The 25464-nt window shown below is 39.2% G+C and carries 23 protein-coding genes and 3 pseudogenes; 23 read left to right on the plus strand and 3 right to left on the minus strand.

The window, feature by feature from the left end; all coding sequences use genetic code 11:
• Positions 1 to 99 precede the first annotated feature (99 nt).
• The gene (locus AVJ20_RS07855) at positions 100 to 2199 is read right to left on the minus strand and encodes a multicopper oxidase family protein (RefSeq protein ID WP_111884810.1); all 2100 of its coding nucleotides are present in this window, start codon (positions 2197 to 2199) and stop codon (positions 100 to 102) included.
• Positions 2200 to 2790: 591 nt separating this feature from the next.
• On the opposite strand from AVJ20_RS07855, the gene acnD reads away from it, so the two are divergent.
• From acnD to AVJ20_RS07960, 22 genes and pseudogenes are all read left to right on the plus strand, one after another.
• Positions 2791 to 5409, plus strand: coding sequence for a Fe/S-dependent 2-methylisocitrate dehydratase AcnD (gene acnD, locus AVJ20_RS07860; protein WP_111884811.1), 2619 nt, complete (start codon positions 2791 to 2793; stop codon positions 5407 to 5409).
• Positions 5410 to 5484: 75 nt separating this feature from the next.
• Complete coding sequence (locus AVJ20_RS07865; protein ID WP_111884812.1) at positions 5485 to 6408, plus strand: DUF1837 domain-containing protein; 924 nt, start codon at positions 5485 to 5487, stop codon at positions 6406 to 6408.
• On the plus strand, positions 6408 to 8504 hold the full coding sequence (locus AVJ20_RS07870; RefSeq protein ID WP_111884813.1) for a DEAD/DEAH box helicase: 2097 nt from the start codon (positions 6408 to 6410) through the stop codon (positions 8502 to 8504). Before AVJ20_RS07865 ends, AVJ20_RS07870 begins: the two co-directional genes overlap by 1 nt.
• 32 nt (positions 8505 to 8536) lie before the next feature.
• The gene (locus AVJ20_RS07875) at positions 8537 to 8752 is read left to right on the plus strand and encodes a zinc ribbon-containing protein (RefSeq protein WP_111884814.1); all 216 of its coding nucleotides are present in this window, start codon (positions 8537 to 8539) and stop codon (positions 8750 to 8752) included.
• A gap of 127 nt (positions 8753 to 8879) precedes the next feature.
• Positions 8880 to 9455 carry a DUF4126 domain-containing protein gene (locus AVJ20_RS07880; RefSeq protein ID WP_111884815.1) on the plus strand — a complete coding sequence of 192 codons (576 nt, stop codon included), beginning with the start codon at positions 8880 to 8882 and terminating at the stop codon, positions 9453 to 9455.
• A 176-nt stretch (positions 9456 to 9631) separates the two neighbouring features.
• A pseudogene (locus tag AVJ20_RS18995) lies at positions 9632 to 9721 on the plus strand (DUF2569 family protein); the annotation flags it as partial.
• A gap of 218 nt (positions 9722 to 9939) precedes the next feature.
• Complete coding sequence (locus tag AVJ20_RS07890; protein WP_078191130.1) at positions 9940 to 10149, plus strand: hypothetical protein; 210 nt, start codon at positions 9940 to 9942, stop codon at positions 10147 to 10149.
• 105 nt (positions 10150 to 10254) lie between these two features.
• Positions 10255 to 10512: a hypothetical protein gene (locus AVJ20_RS07895; RefSeq protein ID WP_111884816.1), complete on the plus strand. Its 258-nt coding sequence runs from the start codon at positions 10255 to 10257 to the stop codon at positions 10510 to 10512.
• 1434 nt (positions 10513 to 11946) lie between these two features.
• Positions 11947 to 12405: a GIY-YIG nuclease family protein gene (locus AVJ20_RS18670; protein ID WP_111884817.1), complete on the plus strand. Its 459-nt coding sequence runs from the start codon at positions 11947 to 11949 to the stop codon at positions 12403 to 12405.
• An 85-nt stretch (positions 12406 to 12490) separates the two neighbouring features.
• Positions 12491 to 13156, plus strand: coding sequence for a pseudouridine synthase (locus AVJ20_RS07905; protein ID WP_111884818.1), 666 nt, complete (start codon positions 12491 to 12493; stop codon positions 13154 to 13156).
• A gap of 496 nt (positions 13157 to 13652) precedes the next feature.
• Positions 13653 to 14588, plus strand: coding sequence for a hypothetical protein (locus tag AVJ20_RS07910; RefSeq protein WP_111884819.1), 936 nt, complete (start codon positions 13653 to 13655; stop codon positions 14586 to 14588).
• Positions 14589 to 14721: 133 nt separating this feature from the next.
• Entirely contained in the window at positions 14722 to 15108 is a 387-nt protein-coding gene (locus AVJ20_RS07915) for a ribonuclease E inhibitor RraB (protein ID WP_111884820.1), read from the plus strand.
• A gap of 330 nt (positions 15109 to 15438) precedes the next feature.
• Entirely contained in the window at positions 15439 to 15885 is a 447-nt protein-coding gene (locus AVJ20_RS07920) for an SRPBCC family protein (RefSeq protein ID WP_111884821.1), read from the plus strand.
• Positions 15886 to 15930: 45 nt separating this feature from the next.
• The gene (locus AVJ20_RS07925) at positions 15931 to 16299 is read left to right on the plus strand and encodes a DUF488 domain-containing protein (RefSeq protein ID WP_111884822.1); all 369 of its coding nucleotides are present in this window, start codon (positions 15931 to 15933) and stop codon (positions 16297 to 16299) included.
• A gap of 157 nt (positions 16300 to 16456) precedes the next feature.
• The gene (locus AVJ20_RS07930; protein WP_111884823.1) at positions 16457 to 16798 is read left to right on the plus strand and encodes a zinc ribbon domain-containing protein YjdM; all 342 of its coding nucleotides are present in this window, start codon (positions 16457 to 16459) and stop codon (positions 16796 to 16798) included.
• 162 nt (positions 16799 to 16960) lie between these two features.
• Positions 16961 to 17323, plus strand: coding sequence for a 5-carboxymethyl-2-hydroxymuconate Delta-isomerase (locus AVJ20_RS07935; protein ID WP_111884824.1), 363 nt, complete (start codon positions 16961 to 16963; stop codon positions 17321 to 17323).
• A 260-nt stretch (positions 17324 to 17583) separates the two neighbouring features.
• Positions 17584 to 17868 (plus strand): annotated as a pseudogene (locus AVJ20_RS07940) (YegP family protein).
• 238 nt (positions 17869 to 18106) lie between these two features.
• On the plus strand, positions 18107 to 18790 hold the full coding sequence (locus AVJ20_RS07945; protein ID WP_111884825.1) for a DUF2939 domain-containing protein: 684 nt from the start codon (positions 18107 to 18109) through the stop codon (positions 18788 to 18790).
• 25 nt (positions 18791 to 18815) lie between these two features.
• Positions 18816 to 19262, plus strand: coding sequence for a YybH family protein (locus tag AVJ20_RS07950; RefSeq protein WP_218948040.1), 447 nt, complete (start codon positions 18816 to 18818; stop codon positions 19260 to 19262).
• A gap of 138 nt (positions 19263 to 19400) precedes the next feature.
• Entirely contained in the window at positions 19401 to 21173 is a 1773-nt protein-coding gene (locus tag AVJ20_RS07955) for an AI-2E family transporter (RefSeq protein ID WP_228157182.1), read from the plus strand.
• 53 nt (positions 21174 to 21226) lie between these two features.
• Positions 21227 to 21835, plus strand: a complete 609-nt coding sequence (locus tag AVJ20_RS18675) for a GAF domain-containing protein (protein WP_228157183.1) — start codon at positions 21227 to 21229, stop codon at positions 21833 to 21835.
• Positions 21836 to 21924: 89 nt separating this feature from the next.
• A complete protein-coding gene (locus AVJ20_RS07960) occupies positions 21925 to 22977 on the plus strand; it encodes a DUF1176 domain-containing protein (RefSeq protein WP_111884826.1) in 1053 nt (350 codons plus the stop codon).
• 79 nt (positions 22978 to 23056) lie between these two features.
• Here AVJ20_RS07960 and AVJ20_RS07965 read toward each other — a convergent pair whose 3' ends face one another.
• Positions 23057 to 23824: a hydroxymethylpyrimidine/phosphomethylpyrimidine kinase gene (locus AVJ20_RS07965; RefSeq protein ID WP_078192312.1), complete on the minus strand. Its 768-nt coding sequence runs from the start codon at positions 23822 to 23824 to the stop codon at positions 23057 to 23059.
• 98 nt (positions 23825 to 23922) lie between these two features.
• Between AVJ20_RS07965 and AVJ20_RS07970 the strand changes: the two are divergent.
• Positions 23923 to 24593, plus strand: a pseudogene (locus AVJ20_RS07970) (HAD-IA family hydrolase).
• A gap of 28 nt (positions 24594 to 24621) precedes the next feature.
• Here AVJ20_RS07970 and AVJ20_RS07975 read toward each other — a convergent pair.
• Positions 24622 to 25071 carry a hypothetical protein gene (locus tag AVJ20_RS07975; RefSeq protein WP_111884827.1) on the minus strand — a complete coding sequence of 150 codons (450 nt, stop codon included), beginning with the start codon at positions 25069 to 25071 and terminating at the stop codon, positions 24622 to 24624.
• Between the last annotated feature and the right edge of the window lie 393 nt (positions 25072 to 25464).

Genomic DNA, 25464 nt, shown 5'->3' on the forward strand with positions numbered 1-25464 from the left:
TTTTAGATATCATTAATCATGTTATTTTGCAGCAAGCCGCAGTGTAAGGCAAACAAAAAGCCCATATTGATATGGGCTTTTGTACAGCAGAGATCTGTCTTAGTGATTGTGTGTCGGCATATCGCTTGCAGTCATATCTATAGTGGAATGATGTGAAGGCGGTTCACTATTACAATCATATTGGTCGCCACAAATACGCACGGTTTCCATCATGCCTTGATCTTCATGGTCTAAAATATGGCAGTGCAGCACGAAGTCGCCTTCAAATTTTTCGTACTTGCTGCGCACAAAGATTTTATAGCCCTGTTTGACGAAGAGCGTATCTTTCCAAACGCCTTTCATTCCATGATATTGCGAGTCAATATTTCCTGCACTATCTTTATCTGAGCTGCCGATCGCACTGACATCGACACCATTTTCATTCAATATTTTCACGACTTGGAATGGATTGACATGAATATGGAAGGGATGACTTGCAACATTACTGCTCAACTCCCACTCTTGGGTTTGCCCGATTGGAAGCTTGCGGACATAGCTATGGTGGGTATGGTCTTCATCGTGGTAGGCATCGCCAAAGCTGATCAAGGTACCTTCTTCGGCATGACGAATACCAAATTTAAAGCTGCCATCTGCATTGAACAGAATGTCAAAGTTGGTGATTTGCTTCGCCATCGTTTTGAGCATTTCATCGACTTCAGCAGTCATTAAACTCGCATGAGAGATAAAGGCTGATAAATCACCCTGTTCGAGCTGTGCAATCACTTCTGGTGCTAGTTTCAATTGGGTTGCCTGACTTTTCAAAAAGTTATAAGGCGTTTGCTGCGGTAGTTGGGTTGCTTTTACATTGACCCAACCGAGGAGCTGTGTATTGAGTTTTTCTTCCGGTGCGCGACGAAGTAGCGGACTTGATTCAGGCGCATTAATTTCATCTTCTAGATTCAGCTTGGCATCGTATACACAGTATTTATTGGTGGTCGGGAAGGCGAGCATGGCATCAAAGCGATAACCCGGCTGAAAAATTTCAATCCCTTGCTTTTGGATTTTACCCATGGTCAAGCCGTCTTGTGCAAGGGTATATAATGGTAATGTTTTCAGTGTTTTAAACTGTGAAGACATCGACTTGCTTTGATACTTTTGACATTCGCTCAGGGTTTGCTCTGCGGTAAAGTGCGCAGAATCAGGTAGTTCTTTGATGGTCAAACCAATGGTGTCACGGATACCGCCGTGAATCATGCGCCAGCGGTGGTATTGGTTCTGATCCACCTTAATTTCACCAAACATTTTGCCATTGATACTGGTAAAACGATTTTCATCCGCCCATGAGGTGGGTATATCGAGTTTTGAATAATCTTCTAAGCTATAGATGCAGGGTGTACCATTCACTTGGCTTAAATTGCTGTCGCAATCTTCATTGTATTGAATCTGCTGGAACAGCATGATTTTTTCATGGTCATACTGCTGGGTTTTTTGATTTTTCCATAAGATGTCCAAATCTCCAGTCTGCTGAATTTGCCCCTGTCGAATGACGGGTTTTCGCTCTCCCTCAATAATCAAAGGGCCAGCCATGCCGCTTGAGACCTGAATCGCGGTTGAACCATGCACATGAGAGTGATACCAAAATGTTCCCGCAGGATGATTCGGTTCGATCTTAAATTCGTAATGAAAATCTTGCTGAGGTTTTAAGCTCAAAAATACGTTGTCACTATTTCCTTGCGGGCTAACCCAAAGACCATGTGTATGTAAATTTGTGGTGTTAAAACAGTTCCCTTGGTTAATATTGGTCACTGGACTTGGACAGGTCTCCGTCGATTCAACAGGGAGGTGATTGACCAGATGAATTTTTAAATTGTCACCTTGTTTCGCACGAATTTGTGGGCCAACCAGTACATCAGAGACACTGCCATCGCTATTTTTCGAGTTCCAGAGTTCAGGTTTAGTCAGATAGCCTCTGACCTGTAATAGGTCATTTTCACCGGTTTCAGGATCGTATAAGGCTTGGCGTTTATAGGCAATTAGCAGTTCATGTTCACCTTGTGCATTGGCTTTCAAACGTGGTGGATTCGAGACGACAGTCGGTGAGTCTACTTCCTCTTCTTGAATCGTCGAATCTGTTGTCGATTGGTCGTTGTCGCCACAGGCAATGAAGCTGAGACAGCTTAAGAGGCAGCCAGCCCCAATGATGGTTTTAAATTTTGTCATGATCTTTCCCCAAAGCATAATGACGGTAGAACAGTAGTCGCTGATTTATTTAGCTAAGGTTTTGTAAATATTGTGATTATTTTGGCGAGTACAGCGAATTACTGTGCTTGTATGTCGTGCTTTTATTATCTGAGAGAGGGGTGATTCGACGCTATCCCTGCAAATAGGTATAAATTGAGAATTAAGATAAAATAAATAATAAAAGCGTGTTTTGAATCACATTATGACTTTGAGGCGCAATGAGCTAATAAAATAATTTAATGCCTTGATTATTAAATACTAAAATTGATAAGACTGATTTTTAATCAATTTGGTTGATATTTAGATTAAATATTATGCAGTGCAATTTACCTTAGACTAAAGAATGAGGCGGATTTGCAGCTATTTTTCAAAAAAATTCATATTTAGAGCGAATATTCCAAAGTTAGTGTAACTAAATATTTCAAAAACCCCTATTTTTATATTTAACTCTATGAAATATATGAGATTTGGGAAATGGGTTTTCGGCAGTGTAGTATGCCTATCGAACAAAGATGAATTGTCTATGAAAAAGACAACGCAAAAAAATGAAAGACCGAGGGCAGGAACGCTATGAACAACAATTACCGTAAACCGCTGCAAGGCACCCAGCTAGAATACTTCGATGTACGTCAAGCCGTAGAAGATATTCAGCCAGGCGCATACGCAAAACTCCCATATACATCTAAAGTCCTTGCAGAGCAGTTGGTTCGTAAATGCGACCCTGCAATCTTAGAACAGTCTTTAAAAGAACTGATTAACCGCAAACAAGACCACGATTTCCCTTGGTACCCTGCACGTGTGGTGTGTCATGACATCTTAGGTCAAACAGCATTGGTTGACCTTGCAGGCTTGCGTGATGCGATTGCAGACCAAGGCGGCGACCCGTCAAAAGTCAATCCTGTTGTTCCAACGCAGCTGATTGTTGACCATTCTCTTGCTGTAGAGTTTGGTGGTTTTGATCCTGATGCATTTGAGAAAAACCGCGCGATTGAAGACCGTCGTAACGAAGACCGTTTCCATTTCATTGAATGGACCAAAACAGCCTTTGAAAATGTTGATGTGATCCCTGCGGGCAACGGTATCATGCACCAAATCAACTTGGAAAAAATGTCTCCAGTGATTCAAAACCGTGATGGTCTGGCATTCCCAGACACTTGCGTGGGCACAGACTCACATACGCCGCATACTGATGCCTTGGGCGTAATTTCTGTCGGTGTCGGCGGTTTAGAAGCTGAAAATGTGATGCTGGGACGTGCATCTTGGATGCGTCTGCCTGACATCATTGGTGTAGAACTTGTAGGTCAGCGTCAAGCAGGCATTACCGCAACCGATATCGTATTAGCGCTCACAGAATTCTTACGTAAAGAACGTGTGGTCGGTGCTTATTTAGAGTTCTTCGGTGAAGGTGCTGACAGCATGTCAGTGGGTGACCGTGCAACGATCTCGAATATGACCCCTGAATACGGCGCAACGGCTGCAATGTTCTACATCGATAAAAACACCATTGATTACCTAACGCTGACAGGCCGTGAAGCGGATCAAGTGAAATTGGTTGAAGGCTATGCCAAAGAAATCGGTCTTTGGGCGTCGGATATGACAGCGGCAGAATACCCGCGTGTACTACGTTTTGATTTATCACAAGTCACTCGTAATATTGCAGGTCCATCGAACCCGCATGCGCGTGTATCGACGGCTGACTTAAAAGCCAAAGGCATTGCAGGCAACTTAGAAGCAGCGCGTGCGCAAGAAGCAGAAGGTTTAATGCCAGATGGCGCTGTGATCATCGCGGCCATTACCTCTTGTACCAATACCTCAAACCCCCGTAATACCGTTGCGGCAGGTTTGTTGGCACGTAAAGCAAATGAATTGGGTTTAGTGCGTAAACCTTGGGTGAAATCATCATTTGCACCAGGTTCTAAAGCTGCGGCTTTATACCTAGAAGAAGCAGGTGTACTCGGTGATTTAGAAAAGCTGGGTTTTGGTATCGTGGCATATGCATGTACCACGTGTAATGGTATGTCGGGCGCGCTCGATCCAGTGATTCAGCAAGAAATTATTGACCGTGATTTGTACGCAACTGCGGTACTTTCAGGTAACCGTAACTTTGACGGCCGTATCCATCCTTATGCAAAACAAGCGTTCTTGGCTTCGCCTCCACTCGTTGTGGCGTATGCGATTGCAGGGACAATTCGTTTTGATATCGAAACCGATTCACTGGGTAATGACAAAGACGGTAATCCAATTTACTTAAAAGACATTTGGCCGTCTGATGCTGAAATTGATGCATTGGTGAAAGAAGCAGTTAAACCTGAACAGTTTAAGAAAGTGTATATCCCAATGTTTGATTTGGGTGAGCGTGAAAAAGCGGCAAGCCCACTATACGACTGGCGTCCGCAAAGTACTTATATCCGCCGTCCACCGTACTGGGAAGGCGCGTTGGCTGCACCGCGTACTTTAGCCAATATGCGTCCGCTTGCGATCTTGGGCGATAACATCACTACAGACCATTTATCACCATCAAATGCAATCATCATGGATTCGGCAGCCGGTGAGTATCTGGCGAAAATGGGCTTGCCTGAGGAAGATTTCAACTCTTATGCAACGCATCGCGGTGACCATTTAACAGCGCAACGTGCGACTTTGGCGAATCCTAAACTGTTTAATGAAATGGTGGTACGTTCTGACGGTACCATCAAGCAGGGTTCGAAAGCGCGTGTAGAGCCTGAAGGCGAAGTGATGCGTATGTGGGAAGCGATTGAAACTTATATGAATCGTAAGCAGCCACTGATCATCATTGCAGGTAAAGACTACGGTCAAGGTTCGAGCCGTGACTGGGCAGCTAAAGGTGTGCGCCTTGCAGGTGTAGAAGTGATTGTGGCGGAAGGTTTTGAGCGTATTCACCGTACCAACTTGGTGGGTATGGGCGTGTTACCGCTTGAGTTTAAAGCAGGGACTGACCGTAAAACATTGAAGCTGGATGGTACAGAGCTGTATAGCGTGATTGGTAATATTGCACCACGTTCTGACCTGACTTTGGTGATTGAGCGTTCTACCAATGACGGTAAGAATGAAATTATTAAAGTACCTGTAACTTGCCGTTTAGATACGGAAGAAGAAGTGTCTGTATATGAAGCGGGTGGTGTATTGCAACGCTTTGCACAGGATTTTTTAGAAGCGAGTGCGTCATAAGAGTGTAGTCTAAAGTCATTGATATTGTTTGAAAAATGCTCTAACTTGATGTTGGGGCATTTTTTTGGAATGAATATGGATTTTAACGTCTTAGTATCCGATGATTTTTTGAATATATGTACAAATAATAAAATAAAAATCAAAGATAATAAAAAAATCGTTACATTTATCAATGATTTTGAAGATAGAAAATGGAGGTCTAGTAAGTTTTTTAACTTTATATGGAATAACATTGCTGAAACAGCTCTGAATCACAAAGAAAGAGAAGCTTTATTTGATAAAAGTCGGGAAAAATTAATAGAATCTGCAAAAAAACTAAGATTATCAGAGCCGACTGATACGATTGGTCGGGGGAGTGAAATAGCAGAAATAATGCTTTATGCAATTATGAAGCATCATTACGGTGCTCTGCCTGTTGTACCTAAAATATATTACAAACAAAATAGTCAAGACAATGCAAAAGGTGCAGATAGTGTTCATATTATAGTTGATGGAGACAACTATAGTTTATGGTTTGGCGAGGCAAAATTTTTTTCTAACTTGAGTGACCAAAATTTTTATCAAATTACAAATTCACTTTCTGAGGCTCTTAAAACAGAAAAATTAAAGAAAGAAAATTCGATTATTACAGGTTTAAGTGATCTAAATGGCTTAGGTATTGAAAATGAGTTGTTAGATAAAATAATTAAAGATTTATCCCCCAAAAATTCAATCGATAACATTAAAAAATTAATTAATGTGCCTATTATGATTATACATGGGTGTGAGATAACTGAGGAAACATCTTTATTTGATGAAGATTATATTTCTAAAATGAAAAAACATTATTTTGAAAAAGCTAATAAGTATTTTTTAAGTCAATATAATAAATTAAAAGAAGTGCCGTTTTATGATTTAATTAAATTTCATTTAATACTATTCCCAGTGCCAAATAAAGATAAAATAGTTGACAGATTTATAAAAAATGTTGAGCACTATAAGGCGGAGGCTGAAGACTAATGGATGCTTTCGAAGAAATGCATGGGATCAATGAATTTCTAATCCTTGGTAATGAAAAAGATGCTAGGGAAAAAATTATTAGACTAGTTGGTAATTTAGATGATTTGGATTCAGAAGATAAAAAAATAATAATTCCACCTTTAAATGACTTATTAAGGCAGGTAGGACTCTATCCTTATATAGATAAAGACTATGCTACATGGCAAGAACAGATTCTACTAAATGCTTTTTCAGTTAATATAGGGGGGAAAGAAGTAGTTTTACATAGAGAGCAATCTAAACTTTTATCTGGACTATTAGATGGGAAAAATTTAGCAGTAAGTGCGCCAACCAGCTTCGGAAAAAGTTTTATTGTTGATGCATTTTTACAACTAAGAAAACCAAATACTGTAATGATGATTGTTCCAACAATTGCCTTAGCAGATGAAATAAGAAGGAGGCTACAGCCTAAGTTTGGTCGAAATTACAAAATTATTACGACAGCAGATATAGAATTGGCTGAAAAAAATATATTAATTTTGCCTCAAGAAAGAGCTCTAAGTTATCAAGGAGTCGTAGGAGAAATTGATTTACTGATAGTAGATGAATTTTATAAAGCTAGTAAACAAGAGAGTGACGATAGAAGCATAAGCTTACAACGAGCAATGCTCGAGTTCCAACAAATTGCTAAACAAAGATATTACTTAGCTCCAAATATAAATAGCCTTACAAACAATATATTTACTAAAGGCATTGAATTTGTCCCTATTGATTGTAATACAGTTACTTTGGACATTGATCGTACTTATGAAAGAATAAATGAGAAATTTGATAAAACTAAAGCTTTGTTTGGTATATTAAATAAAGCAGAGGGAAAAACTTTGATCTATGTTAACTCTCACCCTTCATTAGATAATGTTCTTACGCTACTTTCAGAAAATACTAATAATAAAGAACATGCCTTTTTGGTAGAATTCTCCAAATGGATTAAAAAAAATTATTCTAATACATGGCGATTGGGTTATCTAATACAAAAAGGAGTTTGTACTTACAATAGTAATTTGCATAGATCATTATCTCAAATACAATTGAATGTATATGAAAATGATATTCCACTAGATGTAATGGTCTCTACTTCATCAATAATTGAAGGTGTAAATACTAGCACAAAAAATATAATTTTATGGAGTAATAAGCTAAGTACATCATTATTAAGCTTCTTTACTTATAAAAATATTATGGGTAGAAGTGGGCGTATGTTTAAATACTTTATTGGTAATGCTTTCCTATTAGAAAAGCCTCCTGAAGAAATTGAATTAGAATTAGACTTGGTACTTCAAGATGAGGCATCTTTGATGATTGAAGATGACTATCTAAGAGAAGAGTTGAGCGATGAAGAACTAAAAAGGATAATTGCATTTAAACATAAAATGGCAGATTTACTCGGATTAAAATATTCCGATTTAATTGCTTTAAGAGATTTGGATGCCTCAAATTCTTCTACACTTCAGAAAATTGCACATGCAATTTTGATAAATAAATTAAGTTATAGAAAATTAAATTTATTAAATGCGGACTCTTTATTTTGGGAGAGTTCTTTAAAAGAAATTCTTTTTAACGTAAGACCAGCAGGCTTGGGTAAATCATATAATGATATCATTAAATATATTTTGATAGTTAAAAATAATTGGTTTAAAACTATTCCAGAATTATTAGTAGAATTAGAAAATTATGATCTAAGTATTGAAGATTTTTTTAAACTTGAAAAATCTATTTCTTATAATTTGGCAAATATCTTGAAGTCTGTTGAGACGCTTTATAATAAAAAAAATGGTAGTCAATTAAATATTAGTGGTTTTATTGAGAAGCTTTCACATGCTTTTCTACCGAAAAATGTATTCTATTTGGAGGAATATGGACTTCCTAGGTTTATTTCAAAGAAGATCCATGCATCTCAAGTGATAGACTTAGAAAATAATGAATTTGAAATAAATGAAGTTATTGATCAGTTTATACAAATCGGCTTTGAAAACCTAATTGATGAGATAAAGGGTTTAGATTTGTTCGATGAATATGTCATAAAAATATTCTATGAAGGTATCGAGATTAAAAACTAAAGTTCGCCCAAACGACATCATCATTTACAAAAATGACCAATAGACATTCATCACAAGAAGGTTATACTGAATCTACCATTTCTAAAAACACATGGAGAACAAAAATGGTTACTGCTGGTCAAAAACCCGGAACAGGCTTCTATTTTTGTGTTCAATGCGGACACCGCGTTTACTTAGAAATTGGTACTGATCGTTTACCACCGTGTACCAAATGCCAAGGCAATCAATTTAACAATAAGAATGCCTAAGCTGCAAAACACTAACAGTTATCCGCTGTTTAGAAAGAAAAGCCCTATCACTCGATAGGGCTTTTTGCTAACGTATAACACTGCATATATAAAAACAAATTGCACATTTAACTGTTCGGAGAAGCCCATGGAAACAATATTAGGACTGTGTATTGGTATTGGCTTAAGTGCTGCTTGTGGCTTCCGTGTCTTTGTGCCTTTATTGGTGATGAGTGTTGCTTCCATTTTAGGATTATTCGAACCGATGAAAGGATTCGAATGGTTGTCTATGCCTGCGGTTTGTATTGGCTTAGCAATTGCGACGGTTTGTGAAATTGCAGCGTACTATATTCCTTGGGTAGATAATGCGCTCGACACCATTTCAACACCTGCAGCCATGATTGCAGGGACCATCGCTACAATGGCAGTAAGCTCAGGTGAAATGTCACAGTTTGCCAGTTGGGCGGCAGCAATTATCGTGGGTGGTGGTACAGCAACAGCAGTGCAAATGAGTACCGTCGCTGCACGTGGCGTATCTACCGCAACCACAGGTGGCGTTGCAAACCCCATCTTATCTACTGGAGAGTGGATTGGTGCTGCAGTCTTGTCAGTATTGGCCTTTTTAGTCCCATTTTTCGTGGTGATCTTAGTGATTGCAATCGTGATCTGGTTGGTTCGCCGCATACGCCAAAAACGAACTGTACAGGTCGATACCCCTTTATAAACCAATCAACATTTCACTCTAAAATGAATCCATCTTTTAGAGTGAGTGATCTGCGTGTTTGCTTAATAAATATAGAAATAAAAATCCGAAACTGAGTATTAGCAAAGTTTGATAAAGATTATAAAAATTATAAGAAGTGCTACTGATACAGAGACCTTCATACAGTTAGAGACAGTACTTTCGGTTGTCTGATTTGGACGCCGTATTTGTTGATGTCAGTTCGAGTGAAAAATACCTTTATTCAACATTCCAAGCACTCGGCTTAAGCGCAAAAAAATACTATCGAGAAATCCCACCTATCTGTCCTAAAAGAGCACATCATTCTGCGTTTAAGTCATCCAAGAGACGGCTAAAAAAATCTTTAAATTGCGATTGATTTTTGAACAATAAAGGCATAATTTTAGTATGTGATTATAAATCACATAATTTTTATATGGATTTATTAATCTTTGAATTTTATAAAAAATAATGAGGGGAATGGTAGATGATTAAATTTATAGTCGATGAAAATGCCTTAACGAATGGCTCGCATTTAATTCACAATGGTACGCAAGGATGTGTAGACATGCCGCAATTTGACCAGCAAATATTGATTGGTTATTTTGCCAATTTCGAACTCGCTTATAAGCGTGCACGAATGAGCTGGCCAACAGAAAAAGTTGTTGGTTGCGATAAATGCTGTAGTCAAAGCTAGAAATTCAACATGCATTAACTTTGAAATAACGCTGTATATCCAAGAAAAATGGCGCAGAAATTGCTAACTAAAACAGGTAATCGCGTTATTTATAGGATATGCAGCATGACCACAGAAACCATCCGTTCTACAAAATATCCAGCACAGGCACATGCCTATGCAGCATGGCCTTTGATCCTGATCATCATTGGTGGTGCGATTGGACTGGTATATGCTGTGATTGCTTATTTGATCAATCTCAAAATATATGCATCAGACCTCAGCCGAATGAATAAAATTTTGGCCAATTTACTCTGTGGTATGGCAGCATGTAGTGGTTGGTGGTTTAGCGCACAGTGGGTGCAAAGTTATTTAGCTCAATGACCAATAATGCGTTGAATAGATCAACCCTAATATCTGCAGAACATGGATAGGCTTAGATCTCTACTCAAAGGGCGGAGTTTTGTATGAAGTTAAGGGATGAATGTTCAGCGGCGATATATTTTTAAATTTGACGCTGTGTTTGGACGTTTTGTCTATTGTAAAAGAAAATTTTCTTATAATTGGGCAAATCTGCAGATAAAAAACGCTGAAATGAGCTGAAAAGATAAAATATCCTGCTAAACCTAAAATGGCTGAAAAAATTTGCTGAATTTGTAGAAAATTAGAAAAACTTAGGAAATTAATCCCGATCCTCTTTGGTTAAAGTATATCTCAAGGGTGTGATAGAGATTGAAAAGAGTAGCATGCTGTCAGTGGTGCAAAACACGTGTACAGTACTCACCCAAAAGGTCTCGATTCAGCTTAGGACGCTATAAACCAGAAGTTTATAGGCTATAAGATCATGACTTACAAAGTGATGATAGTTGAAGTAAACAATATTGTTTTCTCTTATACCACCCCAAAAATTTAAGCCAAAATAAAAAAGAATAATGAATCATTACTCCTTTAATCCGCATAAAACAAACCACACCAATTTAATCACCATAAGCTTAAAGATCATCAGGCATCTCCGGTAAAAATAGTCCTAAGCCAAGTGTCAAATCTGAACGAATTTCATTTTCATCACATTTTCATCGCATTGAATAGCTTTTGTGCTTTTTGCTACTTTTTTCAAGCACACCTCAATTTTCAAATCTCGCTGTGGTATGCATTATTGACTCTTAATCCAGTTGGAGAACTCATTTCAATACAAGTTCTCATTGGTTAAAAGTCCTGTCTAGAATTCAAATGATCCCGATGGTTTGAGTGATAAACTATGGCGAAAATTCTCGGGAAAAGTCATTTATCAGATGGAAAAAATGCTAAAACATGATACAAGAAGAAAATATTTTCAATATATCTTTAAATGTGAAAAATATTTTTAAAATAAGTCAAAAATAGTAATTTTCAGGGAAACAATCCCTCATCGATACCACTACTATATATCTCAAGGGTGTGATAGAGATTGAAAAGAGTAGCATGCTGTCAGTGGTGCAAAACACGTGTACAGTACTCACCCAAAAGGTCTCGATTCAGCTTAGGACGCTATAAACCAGAAGTTTATAGGCTATAAGATCATGACTTACAAAGTGATGATAGTTGAAGTAAACAATACTGTTTTCTCTTACACCCTAAAAAATTTTTAAGAATTCAAACGAATAATAAATCCTTCCATCTTTTTCAAAATTCCAAACTTCGCATTCATTCCCAACAAATTTTGATCACTGCTGATGTAATGAATATCACGCAGAACAACTCAAACTTAATCTAAGCTTCGGATTGTCCTTTTTCACAAAGTTGTTATGCTTAACTATCTAAATTTTAAATAATTTTGATATGGGTTATCTGAATCAATTGATACAGGATTGTCTGCAGGCACAGCAGACTAAAGCTGAGCGTATATTTGAGTTTTCAAGTTTTGATGATCTTGCTCTACACGCACATTATATTTATGTGATAGAGCAGGTTGGTGGCGATATACAGCAGACATATCAGGACTATGCTGCATTTAAGGCATTGAAAACCCATGCCTGTGCCAAGTTAAATCAACCCAATCACATTCTGTATGTTGGATCATCACGGACAGGTATAAAGAATCGTTTAAAACAACATTTAGGTTTTGGGCCTAAACGAACCTATGCCTTGCATTTATCGCAGTGGTTTCAGGGCAAATATCGCATCACACTACATCAGTATCCTTTAACCACGAGTGCAAGCATCTTACAGTTACTGGAGGATGATTTGTCTCATTCATTAGCACCAGCCTTTGGTAAATTGAGGACCAATAATCGTTAGGGTTAGACCTGATCGGTTAAAGTCGATTGACAGCGAATTAGTCAGTTGTTATTTTGCCGACATTCTCCCAGTACACAGTCTGTCCATGCCTTTAGATCCCAACTTTGTCTATGCGCCGCCTCAAGGTCCTCTACGTATTTTGTATGAAGATGCAGACTTGGTTGTCATCGAAAAACCAGCGGAATTGCTGTCGGTTCCGGGACGTTTGCCTGAGCATCATGACAGTGCCTATCTTCGAGTTTTGCAACAGTATCCAGCAGCAAAGATTACCCATCGTTTAGACATGGCAACATCAGGCATTTTGATGTTTGCGAAACACCGCGATGCAGAAGTGGCGGTGAGTAAAATGTTCCAAGCGCGAACGGTTCAAAAGCAATATGTAGCTTTGGTTCAGGGCAAGCTAGAAGGTGAGGGCAGTGTTGAAGTGCCCTTAATTACAGACTGGGAAAATCGCCCACGTCAGATGGTGCATTTTGAATTGGGCAAACCTTCAAAAACCTTGTATCAAGCCATTAGCTATGATGCAAGCAAGGATATTAGCCGAGTATTATTAACACCAGTGACAGGGCGTTCTCATCAGCTACGCGTACACATGATGCATATTGGGCACCCCATTACAGGGGATCAACTGTATCACCCGAATGCAAAGCAAAGCTCACTCGGACGGATGGCGTTACATGCTTGTGATCTGGCATTTACCCAGCCCTTAACCCAACAAGCTGTTCATATTCATTGCGCAGCAGAATTTTAAAGCATATTCATGTGAATGCTCACTGTTCATAAAATCTGCTGTGTTGCATTGAAAATTTTATGCAGCTTAGCAAGCTAAGAAAAATTACAGCTTTAAATAGGTTTTTCTGCTTAAAAATAAATCATGATATACACTATATCCCCAATTCTGGGGATATATAAATGATTTAAATATCTCTATAAAGTGTGTGAAATATTTACAAAGATTAATATTAAGTTTCTTTGTATCTTTTAGTAAATAAATACCATTTCTAAAGTTTTATTATATTTTCTAAAGAATATTGATTGATTATTTCTTAATATGAAAATTTTTTATTAAATTGATTTAAAACAGTATTTTAGTTGAATTGTGTGCAAGTGTGTATTTGGTCAGATAAATACGGTTTTTTGCATTTGTTCTGCTAATATGAAATGAATTATAGATTTTAACTTTTGTAACTTAGGTTTGTTTTGGGGAATAAACTTAAATTATTGAAGCTTATTTTGAGGATTAGCAAATGATCAATATTGCTTTAATCGTCCTTATCATCCTATTAATTGTGGCTCTCCTTTTTGTTTATAACCGCAAATTGAAAAATGATAAAACCCTACGTTCACTGCAGGAAAACTTCGATCGTGCGCGGTTAAAACTGGCTGAAACAGAGTCGCAGCAAGATGAACTGAATTATGAAATCAGTCAATTACGTATTCAAAACAGTGGGCTAAAAATCCAAGTCGATAAAGTAGCAAAATATCAACATATTGTAGAGATTGAACAATATGTTGAGTATCGAACTTTACAGGCTGATGGTTTGGTGGAAGTCACCAAAGCCAATGCCGATATCATGTTGAATGATATTCGCGCACAGATCGAACAAGTGCGTCAGTATTTGAGCAAATATCAAGAAAGAGCTAAATCACAAATACAGGAACAAGCCCGTGCCGAGTTAAAGGGTTTGTATAGCCAAGCGCTGGATCAGCAGCATTTGGAAAACATCAACCGTGCTTTGGACAACAAAATACGGGGCTATCAGTCAGCATTCTTTTTACCTTTACAGAGTATTTTAGATCAGCTGATGGATGGCATGAATGAATCTGCGGCAAAGCAAAATTTGACTGCAGTACGTTGCAAAATGATTGATGCAATGGAGCAGCAATCGACTGCAAAATGTAATTATGTTGATGAAGAACGTCGTTTGGCTGCGATGCAATTATTTACATTGGTGTTTAATAGTCGTGCTGATTTGTATTTAGCCCAATTAAATACCAAAAACTTAGGTGAGCTATTGCAGGCTTTGGCGGATGATTTCACCTTGCTCAATGTGCATGGTGTACATTTTAGTCAGGCACGGGTACTCGACAGTTATCTACAATTACGCTTAGAAGAATTGAAAATGGCAGCTTTGGTTTTACATTTCAAAGAAACTCAGGCCAATATGGACGTTGTGGTTTAATTTGAATTGTTATCAGAAAGATCACTTCGGCGTTCTATTTCTGATTAAAGAGATTTAGCTAATGCAAATTGCAACAATTATCCGTTAATCTAAGTCAACAGAATAAAATTCATAAACGATAAGGGAAAGTACAATGACTCGTGATTTTAAACAATTTCCAGATGATGATAATGGCAATGTGCTGTGGCAGATGCAGCAAGATGGTGATGATTTATCTGTGCCGCACGAAATCGAATATTCAATTGCCTTTTCCAACGAAGCGCAGGCTGAACAGTGTGCATTGTATTTATTGAAAGAAGAGCAAAAAATTTCGTTGTTCCAAGATGAAGAATCAGATCGCGTGGAATGGATTATCACGGTCTATGTTTATATGGAGCCTGATTATGAAGATATCGTTGATTTAGAGCAGTGGTTTATTAAAATTGCGGAACAACATTCGGGCGAATATGACGGCTGGGGTTGTATGGCTTATATCTACGAAGATGATGATCTGGATGAAGATGAAGCACAATTGAGCTAAGTCTCACTATTGCATCTTTAGCAACAAGAACCCAGTGATTCAACTGGGTTTTTTATTATTTAAATTTTATAAAAATTGTGTAAAATTTTGATTTTTAAATATTTTTAATCAAAATAAATATGAATGCAGCTCACAAAACATAACACTGCATTGCGTTAAAGTGATGGGATCAATCTGTAGGATTCGCTATAGTATTGAACAGCAATGACCTTTCTCGCACGTCTCAAAGCTGTCTCATTTAGAACGTTTCAGTGTGATAAAAATGGACGATAAAGCGAGGGTGAATGCATGTGGATGATTCAGTGAAAACAATGACAAAAGGACATCATCATGAGCAATACTGTTCGATTACATCGTGTTTTTAGTGCGCCTGTAGAGCGCGTTTATCGTGCCTTTGTGGAGCCAGATGCTTTGGTTAAATGGATGGCACCGCATGGATTTACGGCCCATGTGGAGCATTCGGATGTGCGTGTAGGTGGCTCGTACCGCATGTCGTTTCAAAATTTTTCAACGGGAACCACACACGCTTTCCATGGTGATTATCATGAAGTCGTGCCCAATCATTTACTGCACTATACAGACCAATTTGATATGCCAGAGTTGGCCGGTGAAATCGAGGTCACTGTTGAGTTTAAAGCGGTATCAGTAGGAACCGAAGTGACGATTGTACAGGCAGGGTTGCCGAGCGTTATTCCACCTGATGCCTGTTATTTGGGTTGGCAGGAGTCTTTACAGTTACTGGCTTTTTTAGTGAATCCAGCGATTCCGGATGAATAATCTGACGAATGATCGAAAAACTGCAAATAGGCGAAGGAGGGCTTAATGACTGTACACATTAAACGTATTTATGATGAGATAAGCCCAGACGACGGTAAACGCATATTAGTCGATCGCTTGTGGCCGCGTGGTATCAGTAAAGTGAGCGCAGAGCTAGATTTGTGGCCGAAGGCATTGACGCCATCTACAGATTTACGTCGTTGGTATCATCAAGATGAGGCAATGGCTTCTCGATGGGACGAGTTTAAACAGCGCTATTTGCAAGAAATACAGCCACATCAAGCCGAGTTGGAACAACTGCGGGCATGGGAAAAAGAGGAGCCACTAACCTTACTCACAGCGGCTAAACATACGGATAAAAATCATGCGCATATCTTAAAAGCGTTAATATTAAATACCTCATTAGAGATCTAAAATTTAAACCTTCAAGTGCTGTAGCGTTGTGAAATTTACGACCTTCACAAGGTGATTAAACCATACGAAATTTATGGTTTTTAAGTTTATGAAATACATAAAAATGTTATATTAAGTTTTTATGGATTTTTGCGTCCATCTTTTTTTGAGGTCTTTTATGTCTTTACCCAATTGTCCCCAATGTAATTCTGAATATACCTATAATGATGGTGATTTACTGATTTGTCCTGAATGCTCACACGAATGGCGTGAGGGCGAAAGCGCTGCAGATGAACAGTTAGTGATTAAAGATGCCAATGGCAATGTATTGATCGATGGTGACACGGTTACTGTGGTGAAAGACCTTAAAATTAAAGGTTCATCTTCAGTGGTGAAAGTGGGCACAAAAGTTAAAAATATCCGTCTTTTAGCTGATGCAACAGATGGTCATGACATTGACTGTAAAATTGATGGTATAGGAGCAATGAAACTCAAATCTGAATACGTGAAAAAAGTTTAAGTTTCGTTATTGTTCGCTTTAAAGCAATCTTCAATCATCCTAAGCGAAGGCCACACTTGGCTTGGGATGTCTACTTAAACATGAAATAGATAACTAATCCGCTATAGATTTTATTTTTCAGCCTGCATAATAGACGCATTACGGGTTTGAAAAGTCTTTACTATGCCGCATATTCATTTGGAATATTCCAATAATCTTGAGCTTGAGGCTCGTCCTTTACTTAAAGCGCTAAACACTGCCTTATTTGAATCGGGTCATGTTAGTGCCATCAATGATATTAAAAGCCGCGCTGTCGCTCAGGAAGAGTTTGTTGTGGGCTTGGATGAACACGCTCAACATGCGTATATGCATGCCAAAGTTTCATTATTGACGGGTAGAACGGTTGAAGTTCAAAAGCAAATTTCATTGTTACTATTGGACGTGTTGAAACAACATGTCACAGCTTCAGCAATAGAAGTGCAACTTTGTGTGGAAATATTAGAAATGAATAAAGCGACGTATTCAAAGCAGATCCTCAGTCCTTAAGGTCTTTATTCAATGCGTTGAGTAAAGCATATCTATTCACAAATACAGCATAATGAAATCCGACTTCGGTCGGTTTTTTTGATTGGAATTATTTATTAAAAATCATTTTTCTGATGATTAAATTACAACCTTTTACCCTGATCAAAAAAGACATTGAAAAATGTGACTGGGTTCATTTATATTTTGTAGATCAGGTTTAATTTCCAATAATAAATCCTGATCGAATAATAGATAAAAAAATGAAAATGATGGGGTAACATATGTCGGAATGGTACCAGATCACTCATTCTAATGATCAGCAGTTTCGTTTTCTATTAAAAGCATGGAACGGTGAAATCATTTTAACGAGTGAATTATATAAAGTGTAAGCATCATCACAAAACGGGATTGAGTCTGTACAAAACAACAGCGCAGATGATAGTCGCTTTGAACGACTGAATGTTAACAATGGTAAACCATATTTCAATCTGAAAGCGGCAAACCATCATATTATTGGGATCAGCCAATTTTATGCCAGTGAGCAATCGCGCGATAAAGGCATTTAGTCAGTTAAAACCCATGGTGCGAATACCCAAATTAGAGAATTAACAGCTTAAATTTGAAACAACCTGATTAAGACAGCCAAAGCGAGATGAACAAACCTGAAGGCTCGTCAAAATCACAAGATCAAAAGCTATATGGTTCTCAGATAAGCGCTGTTATGTTGGATGCTATTCAATCTAGAGCAGGCTTATTTAACGGTACAAGGAAGTACTACAACTTCACTGGCTAGAGTGGTGAACGATGAATAAGCAGAATCATATTTTGTATTATGGGCTCATTGCGATCTTGATCATCGTCTTGGGTTGGATGATTGCGTCTCCGTATTGGGTGCTGTACCAAATACGTCAAGCCTATGAGCACAATCAACCTGAAAAAATTGCTCAATATATCGATTTTGCGGCAGTCAAATCGAGTCTAAAACCACAAGTTAAAGACCTCATTCAACAGAAAACTGGGCTACAGCATTTACCCGAATTCGCTCAGTCGTGGGGTGGGCAGCTCAGCACAGTCCTCAGTGCAACGCTGGTCGACAGTCTGGTCAATCCAAACAGTATCATGCTGCTTTTACAAGGCAAAGCATTAAAAGAGTCGATCCAATTACCAGAAATAACCCAACTAACCAATCCGAGCATGATTAGCTCAGAGATTGAACTATTCACTCATGCTGAAAATAAGGTCGCAGAACAACCTCATACATCAACATCATCCAAAAAGGATGCAACTCCAACTACTGTCGCTTTAAAACAAAGCCAGTCCCTTGAACCCAAAGCAAGCTATAGTGCTTGGAATCGATTTGATCTGTATGTGCCGCTCCAAGGCCTTAGCGAAGCAACATATACCGTATTTAGTATGCAACGCCGAGGTTGGAGCTGGAAGATCGTTGAAATTCAACTTCCAAACGCCTCACAGAATAATGCTTCATAAAAAATAAAAGAAATAGGTGCCAGAGATGCAAGATAAAATCAAAATAGTCGGTGACCAACAGGCCGCTGACGAAATTCTGCAATTTTTAGCCAATTGGGATGAGGTTATCTGCCAATTGAAAATTGAGAATATTGCTGAATCCTGCGCAGCAGATGTGAACTTTTTTGATGCCAGTTGTGAAATGCGCGGCTTAATGGCATATCAAAAAATGTGGGAATTTTATAGAGAGTATTTTCGTGAAGGTTTAAAGGTGTTTAGGCGGGAACTGGTCATCCATGCAGAACCTGATATTGCCTTTCTGCACTGTTATTCCAAAATTGATGATAAGAGTGGGATACCAACGCCAGGGATCTCGTGGTGTCGTAACACCATTGGGATGAAAAAAACGCAGTCTCTATGGAAGATCGTTCATCAACATATTTCTGTTCCAGTGGATATTGTGACTCATCAAAGTAAAGTAATTATCTTTTAATTCATCTCAAAACACAGTATGAAAACAGAGCCATGTCGCTCTGTTTTTTTTCTTTGCAAATCATTACATGAAATGCGTATGCAGTTCTAAAACTTCAGCCTAAATTAAAAAATAATGACCATCGTTCAGGATAAGAAAATGGATCATAAAAATAATAAATTAGCGCAAGATTTTGAATCATCACCATCAGGTCAAAAGCAAGGCTTACAAGACCTGAACGCCTCGAAGCAAATGCCCCCTGCAGATTTACATAAAGTGATTCGAATCACGGCAGGATTCATCATCGGCAGTTTGCTGATTGCGGCCTTATATCTTGGTAAAGATATTTTTATTCCATTGGCACTCGCAATCTTATTGGCTTTTTTAGTTGACCCTTTGGTGATGAAACTCCGAGGTTGGGGACTACCACAGATGCCATCGATATTTATTGTGGTCGGTTTGGCTTTGGCGATTTTGTCCGGCGCGGCCTCTTATTTGGGTTATCAACTGGGGCAATTAAGCCAAGAGTTACCGCAATATCACGGTACGATTCAAAAGAAAATGGATTCTATTCGTCAATTTGCACGCGGCCCGAGTGTTTGGGATGGCGCAAAAACCACCATAGATACTGTTGAAAACTCGATAGATGATGTGGTGCCTGAAGAGAAAAATCCTAAAGTGCAGCAAGTGGAAGTGGTGGGACAACAACAAACCACGGCTGAAGCGGTCATGGCTTGGAGTGAGCGGGTGCTCAATCCCTTGGCAACCGCAGGTATTGTATTTTTATTTGTGATTCTGATTTTGGTCAATCGGAAAGATTTGCATGACCGTTTCCTTAAGCTGCTGGGCGGCAATTTAAATATCGGAACAGACGCACTAGATGAAGCCGTCAATCGTATCGGTAAATATTTACGTATGCAGCTGATGGTCAATGTGACCTACGGTATTCCGATGGCCTTGGGACTTTGGTTTATTGGGGTGCCGGCAGCAATTATGTGGGGAATGGTGGCGATTGTGATGCGCTTTGTTCCCTATGTCGGCCCAATGATTTCTGCGATTTTCCCCATTGCATTGGCTTTTGCGGTAGATCCCACATGGAATATGGTGCTATGGACAGTGGGTTTAATTTTGCTCTTGGAGTTGGTCAGTAATAATATTATTGAGCCTTGGTTATATGGGGAAAGTACCGGACTTTCAACCTTAGCCATTATTATTGCTGCCATGTTTTGGACGGCTGTGTGGGGGCCGATTGGTTTGATTTTATCGACGCCTTTAACCGCGTGTTTATTGGTGCTTTCGAGCTATGTACCATCCTTAGGTTTTATTAAAACCCTGATCGGTAGTACGCCTGCATTGGCACCGCATGAGCGCTTCTATCAGAGATTAGTCGCTGATGATGTGCAAGATGCCGTGGATGTCGCACAAAATTTTATTGCTGAAAAGTTACCGAAGGATGCGACGGATGAAATCAAGGCACGGCGGGTTAATGCGTTTTATGCCAAAGTCGCGATTCCAGCCATATGGATTTTTTCGAGAGGCCACAACACCGAGGCCAGTGCTGAACATCGACTACGTTTACATCAGGGATTAAAACTGTTTAATCATAGTTTTCAACGGGCATATCCAGTGGCACAGCAGGATCAGAAAACTGAGGTTTTGTGTATCGGCGCACGTTGGGAAATTGATGTTCAAGTATCGGCTATGTTGGCGCATGGGCTAAGTTTAAGCGGTATTCCGGCACAGGCATTTAGCGACGTACTGATACAAAATCAGCATCAAAGTATAGATGATATCCAAGAGGATATTCAGATCGTATGTATTTCGATTTTTCATACAGCACCAGAAGCTCAAATTCGTCTATTAAGCCATTTTTTTAAGGCACAGTTTCCAGATAAAAAACTGATTTTGCACTGTGGAGCTGTGATGAAGTAAAGCAATTAGATGCGATCAAAGAAAATTTCACCGTCGATGCTGTAGTCAATAATATGAATGATTTGATATTAACCATTGAAGCTTTTCAATTGACGCATGGTGAGTCTTGGTTGGATGAGCCTGATCCTAGTGTTGAAGCGCAGCGCTTAAAAGCATTAGAAGAACTGAATGTTTTGGATGATCGGAATTTACCGATTTATGAACAATATATTGAAGAAGCCCGACAAGCCTTCGATGTGAAATATGCACAAATTTCTTGGGTCAAGCAAGACTGGGTCTATACCCCAGGTAGCCCTTTGGCTGAGGCTACCGAGCAACCGATGCAGGTGCGCCAGTCGAAGCAAGACTCAATCTGCAGCCATTTGGTGTATCAAAATGAACGCTTGATTATTGAAGACTTACAACGTGACCCACGCTTTGCGCATTTACCTGAATTGATGCATAACCGCATTCGCTTTTATGCAGGCGTTGCACTTAGAGACCGTAATGGGGTGGCCCTGGGAAGTTTCTGTGTTTTAGATCGGCAGCCGAATCAAATGACCGATGATGATATGAGTCTTTTAAAAGGCCTAGCGGCAGATTTGATGAATACGCTCAGTGATGAAAATGCGAAACGAAAAAAATGTGAAGAGATACAGCAACTGAATGATTCATCTCTATAAATTTAAATCATGTAGCAGATCCATTTAAACTGGAGTTTCAGTGAAAAGCATTCTAAGATGGCTCTAATATAATTATTCGAGCCAAAGACATGAACAAAAATAATGTCATCTGGCAACTTTTATTGGGCTACGTTGCTGCATTGGGTTGTAGTGTGAGTTTTGCTCAAATTCAAGGAAATTATTTTTCACATAAGGATTGGGAAATCGCTTGTGATAATACGGGGACTTGTCGCGTTGCAGGTTATCAGGCGGAGGGCAATCAGCCCGCTATTTCTGTATTATTACAACGTGCTGCGGGCGCTCAAGCGCAAGTCAGCGCACGAGTGAAACTCGATCCTGAAACGTTAAGTGCGGCAAATAAACCACTTCAACTTTACACTTTAGGTAAAAATCAGGGAACTGTGCAGCTTGATGCCAAAACTGCGGAAGGTCAGTTAAGTGCAGCTCAAACTCAAAAACTGATTCAAGCTTTGCAAGCCAATCAACCGATTGTGTGGAAAGGCAACAACAAAACATGGTTATTGTCCGTGCAGGGTGCTAGTGCCGTATTACTCCGTATGGATGATTTTCAAAAGCGCATAGGGACAAATTCTGCATTATTACGTAAAGCCAATAGCAGTTCGGCCAATGTACTCAAACCGAAAAGTATTCCAAAAGTGAATATTCAAAATTACAGTAAGGGCTTACAAACGCGGTATGCCGTCAATGCGCCCACAGCCAAACAATTATTTGGATTGATAAAGAAAAAAACGACAGTAGAAGATTGTCCTCAACTCTTTGATGCAAATTTCTTAGAGGATGATCGAGTCGTGGTGTTTCCAATCAATGGAAAAAATGCCTTGGTCGAAGTGCCATGTTGGCGTGGGGCATATAACAGTGGTAATGGTTATTGGCTGATGGATCGTAACTTAAAGCAAATCAAACAATCCGTGACCTTTTCTGGAAGTGGGTTTAGTGAAGGACAAATTTTCTCCAACCAACGTGGACGAGGCATTGGCGATTGTCAAAGTAAAGGGGAATGGTCGTGGAACGGTCAGCGCTTTATCCAAACCTATATGGCAAAAACCACACAGTGCAAAGGATTTGCTGGCGGTGCATGGGAAATTCCAACCTTAGTATATTGGGTTCAACTCGACTCTTAATTACAAAAAGCCCTGATATACAGGGCTTTTAAATCATATAAAGTAGTTTTTATCGGCTTAACATGAATAACCAACAATACTAAAAACGTTTTGGAATTTTTTGTCCGCCCACAACAGGTGATTCAGCGATTTTCAACACACCAAATAGCCATGTTTCGGCATGATGAACAGCCGCTTTGAGCTCATCACCTAAGGCTAAACGCCCAGCTATAAAACTCGCCAATGAGCAGCCTGAGCCGTGATATTCCCCATCCAGTCGTGGGCAACGGGTTTCAGAAACTAATTCACCCTGAATGTACAACGAGTTTTGGATATAGTCTGGCGTATTTTCATGCCCACCTTTTACTAATACCGCTTGAGCGCCCATCGCAAAAAGTTTTGCTGTAGCTTTAGATATGTCGTCTTCACCTGTGAGTGCGCGTAATTCTACGGTATTAGGTGTAAGCACTGTGGCAAGTGGAATCAATTCCGCAAAGGCTTTGACCAACGTTGCTTGATCGCCCAAAGAACCACCACTATTGGCAACTAAAACGGGGTCGAGAACATAATGATATTCGGGATGTTCACGTAAAAACTCAGCGAGAGCCGCGATATTTTCAGTCGTTCCTAACATTCCTGATTTTACACAGCGAATAGGGAGGTCACCGACGACAGCATGTGCTTGGGCCAGCAATAACTCACGAGAGGTTGCTTCAAACGAATACACTTGTTGTGAGTTTTGAACGGTTAATGCTGTACACGCAATGGCAGCATGTGCACCACTTTGACCAATGGCTTCAATGTCCGCTTGCAGTCCTGCACCACCTGAAGGGTCAAGACCTGAAAAGCACAGTACAGTAGGGCGCACAATGATGTCCTTATTACACAAAATTTACGATAGTATAGGCAACTTTGAGCGAACACTCGATAGTATTTTTGCAGAAGTGAATGGATAAGGTAAAAGCTGTGATTAAGAATATATTGATCGATCTCGATGGAACATTAACAGATCCAAAAGTTGGCATTACCACTTCAGCACGCTATGGACTGGCGAAAATTGGACATCCCATTTCGGATGAGACAATATCGATTGGATCATTGGACCACCTTTGAAAGCCTCTTTGGCCAAAATCCTCAATGTCGATGTGCATAATGTACTTGCAGATCAGGCTTTACTAGGTTATCGCGAGCGCTTTGCCGTTACCGGTTTATTTGAAAATAAAGTCTATCCTGCCGTTGCCGAAACTCTAGCAACTTTACAACAGCAAGGCTTTCACTTGTACGTCGCTACAGCAAAGCCGACGGTCTATGCTCGCCAAATTTTAGAACATTTTGATTTGGCAAAATATTTTACTGTGATCTATGGCACTGAACTAAATGGCGAGCGCACCAACAAAGGCGATTTAATTGAATACATCTTGCAGCAAGAACAGTTAGATGCAAAAGAATGTGTGATGGTGGGAGACCGTGAGTACGATATTTTAGGCGCACGCCGTAATGCAGTGGCAAGTATTGCTGTGAGCTATGGTTATGGTAGTGCAGAAGAAATTCAAACGGCTGCACCGGCTCTGGTGATTGATCGTTTTAACGATTTGATTTCGAGTATTGAGCAATTGCAGCAGCAGAAAGTATCGTAGTTTGATTTACCCTTGCGAATGAAGCTGATTATTTAAAGATAATCAGCAAAATGAGCAAGATCAGCCCACAGAAAAACCATTTGAGCAAAGGTGACTCATCATTTTTGATGGTTTCTGCTTCGAGTGCGATACCATGTTTGTCGTAAACAAATACAAAATGTGCATTTGCGCTTAGTGCCATTTCTTGAATGGCTCGTAGCTCGAGCGCGCTGACTTCTTCACATAAGCGTTCTTTTAACTGAATAAAAATAACCGGCTGTCCAAACTCATACCACTTGAAGTGGATCTGTTGTATGAGTTGGTTGAAGCACTGTTCTGCAACCTGATAGTTTCGGACAAAACTTCCACGTTCTATAAAAGCCAGATGGCAGTTTTGTTCAGCTACAATTTGATGATCGTGCGTTAAAACTTGCATTTGATCATAATGGATCTGTACCCAAACTGCGTCAGGAAAAGACGCTAATTTTTCTTTTAACATCACTTTTAGATTTCATTATTTTTTTAATTACTAGCAGTATGTCATTAAAATTTAGAGAAAAATATAGCTGAGATATAAAAAAACACATCGATCTATCGAGTTTTTGTTTTAAACGCCTTTCGCAGTTTTGTCACTTTGAATTTTTACTTCCATGATTGAATATCTAACGCTTAAGTAGGTTTTTTTAAACCATTATCCTTTTTCTAGAAAACTGTTTCTCATCTGATTTATGTAATCGACCTTGTAACTATTTCAGGCTTTTGAAAAAATTCAAACAGAAAATAATAAAGCTGAATGCTATGTCCAAATCATTTTTATTCCCTAGTCAGTGGCTCAAACCTTTGCACCCACGTGATCCACATGAGCATCATCGTGTCGCGACCTCTTTAGAAT

The sequence above is a fragment of the Acinetobacter sp. CFCC 11171 genome, from assembly GCF_003268405.1.
Lineage (GTDB): Bacteria > Pseudomonadota > Gammaproteobacteria > Pseudomonadales > Moraxellaceae > Acinetobacter > Acinetobacter amyesii.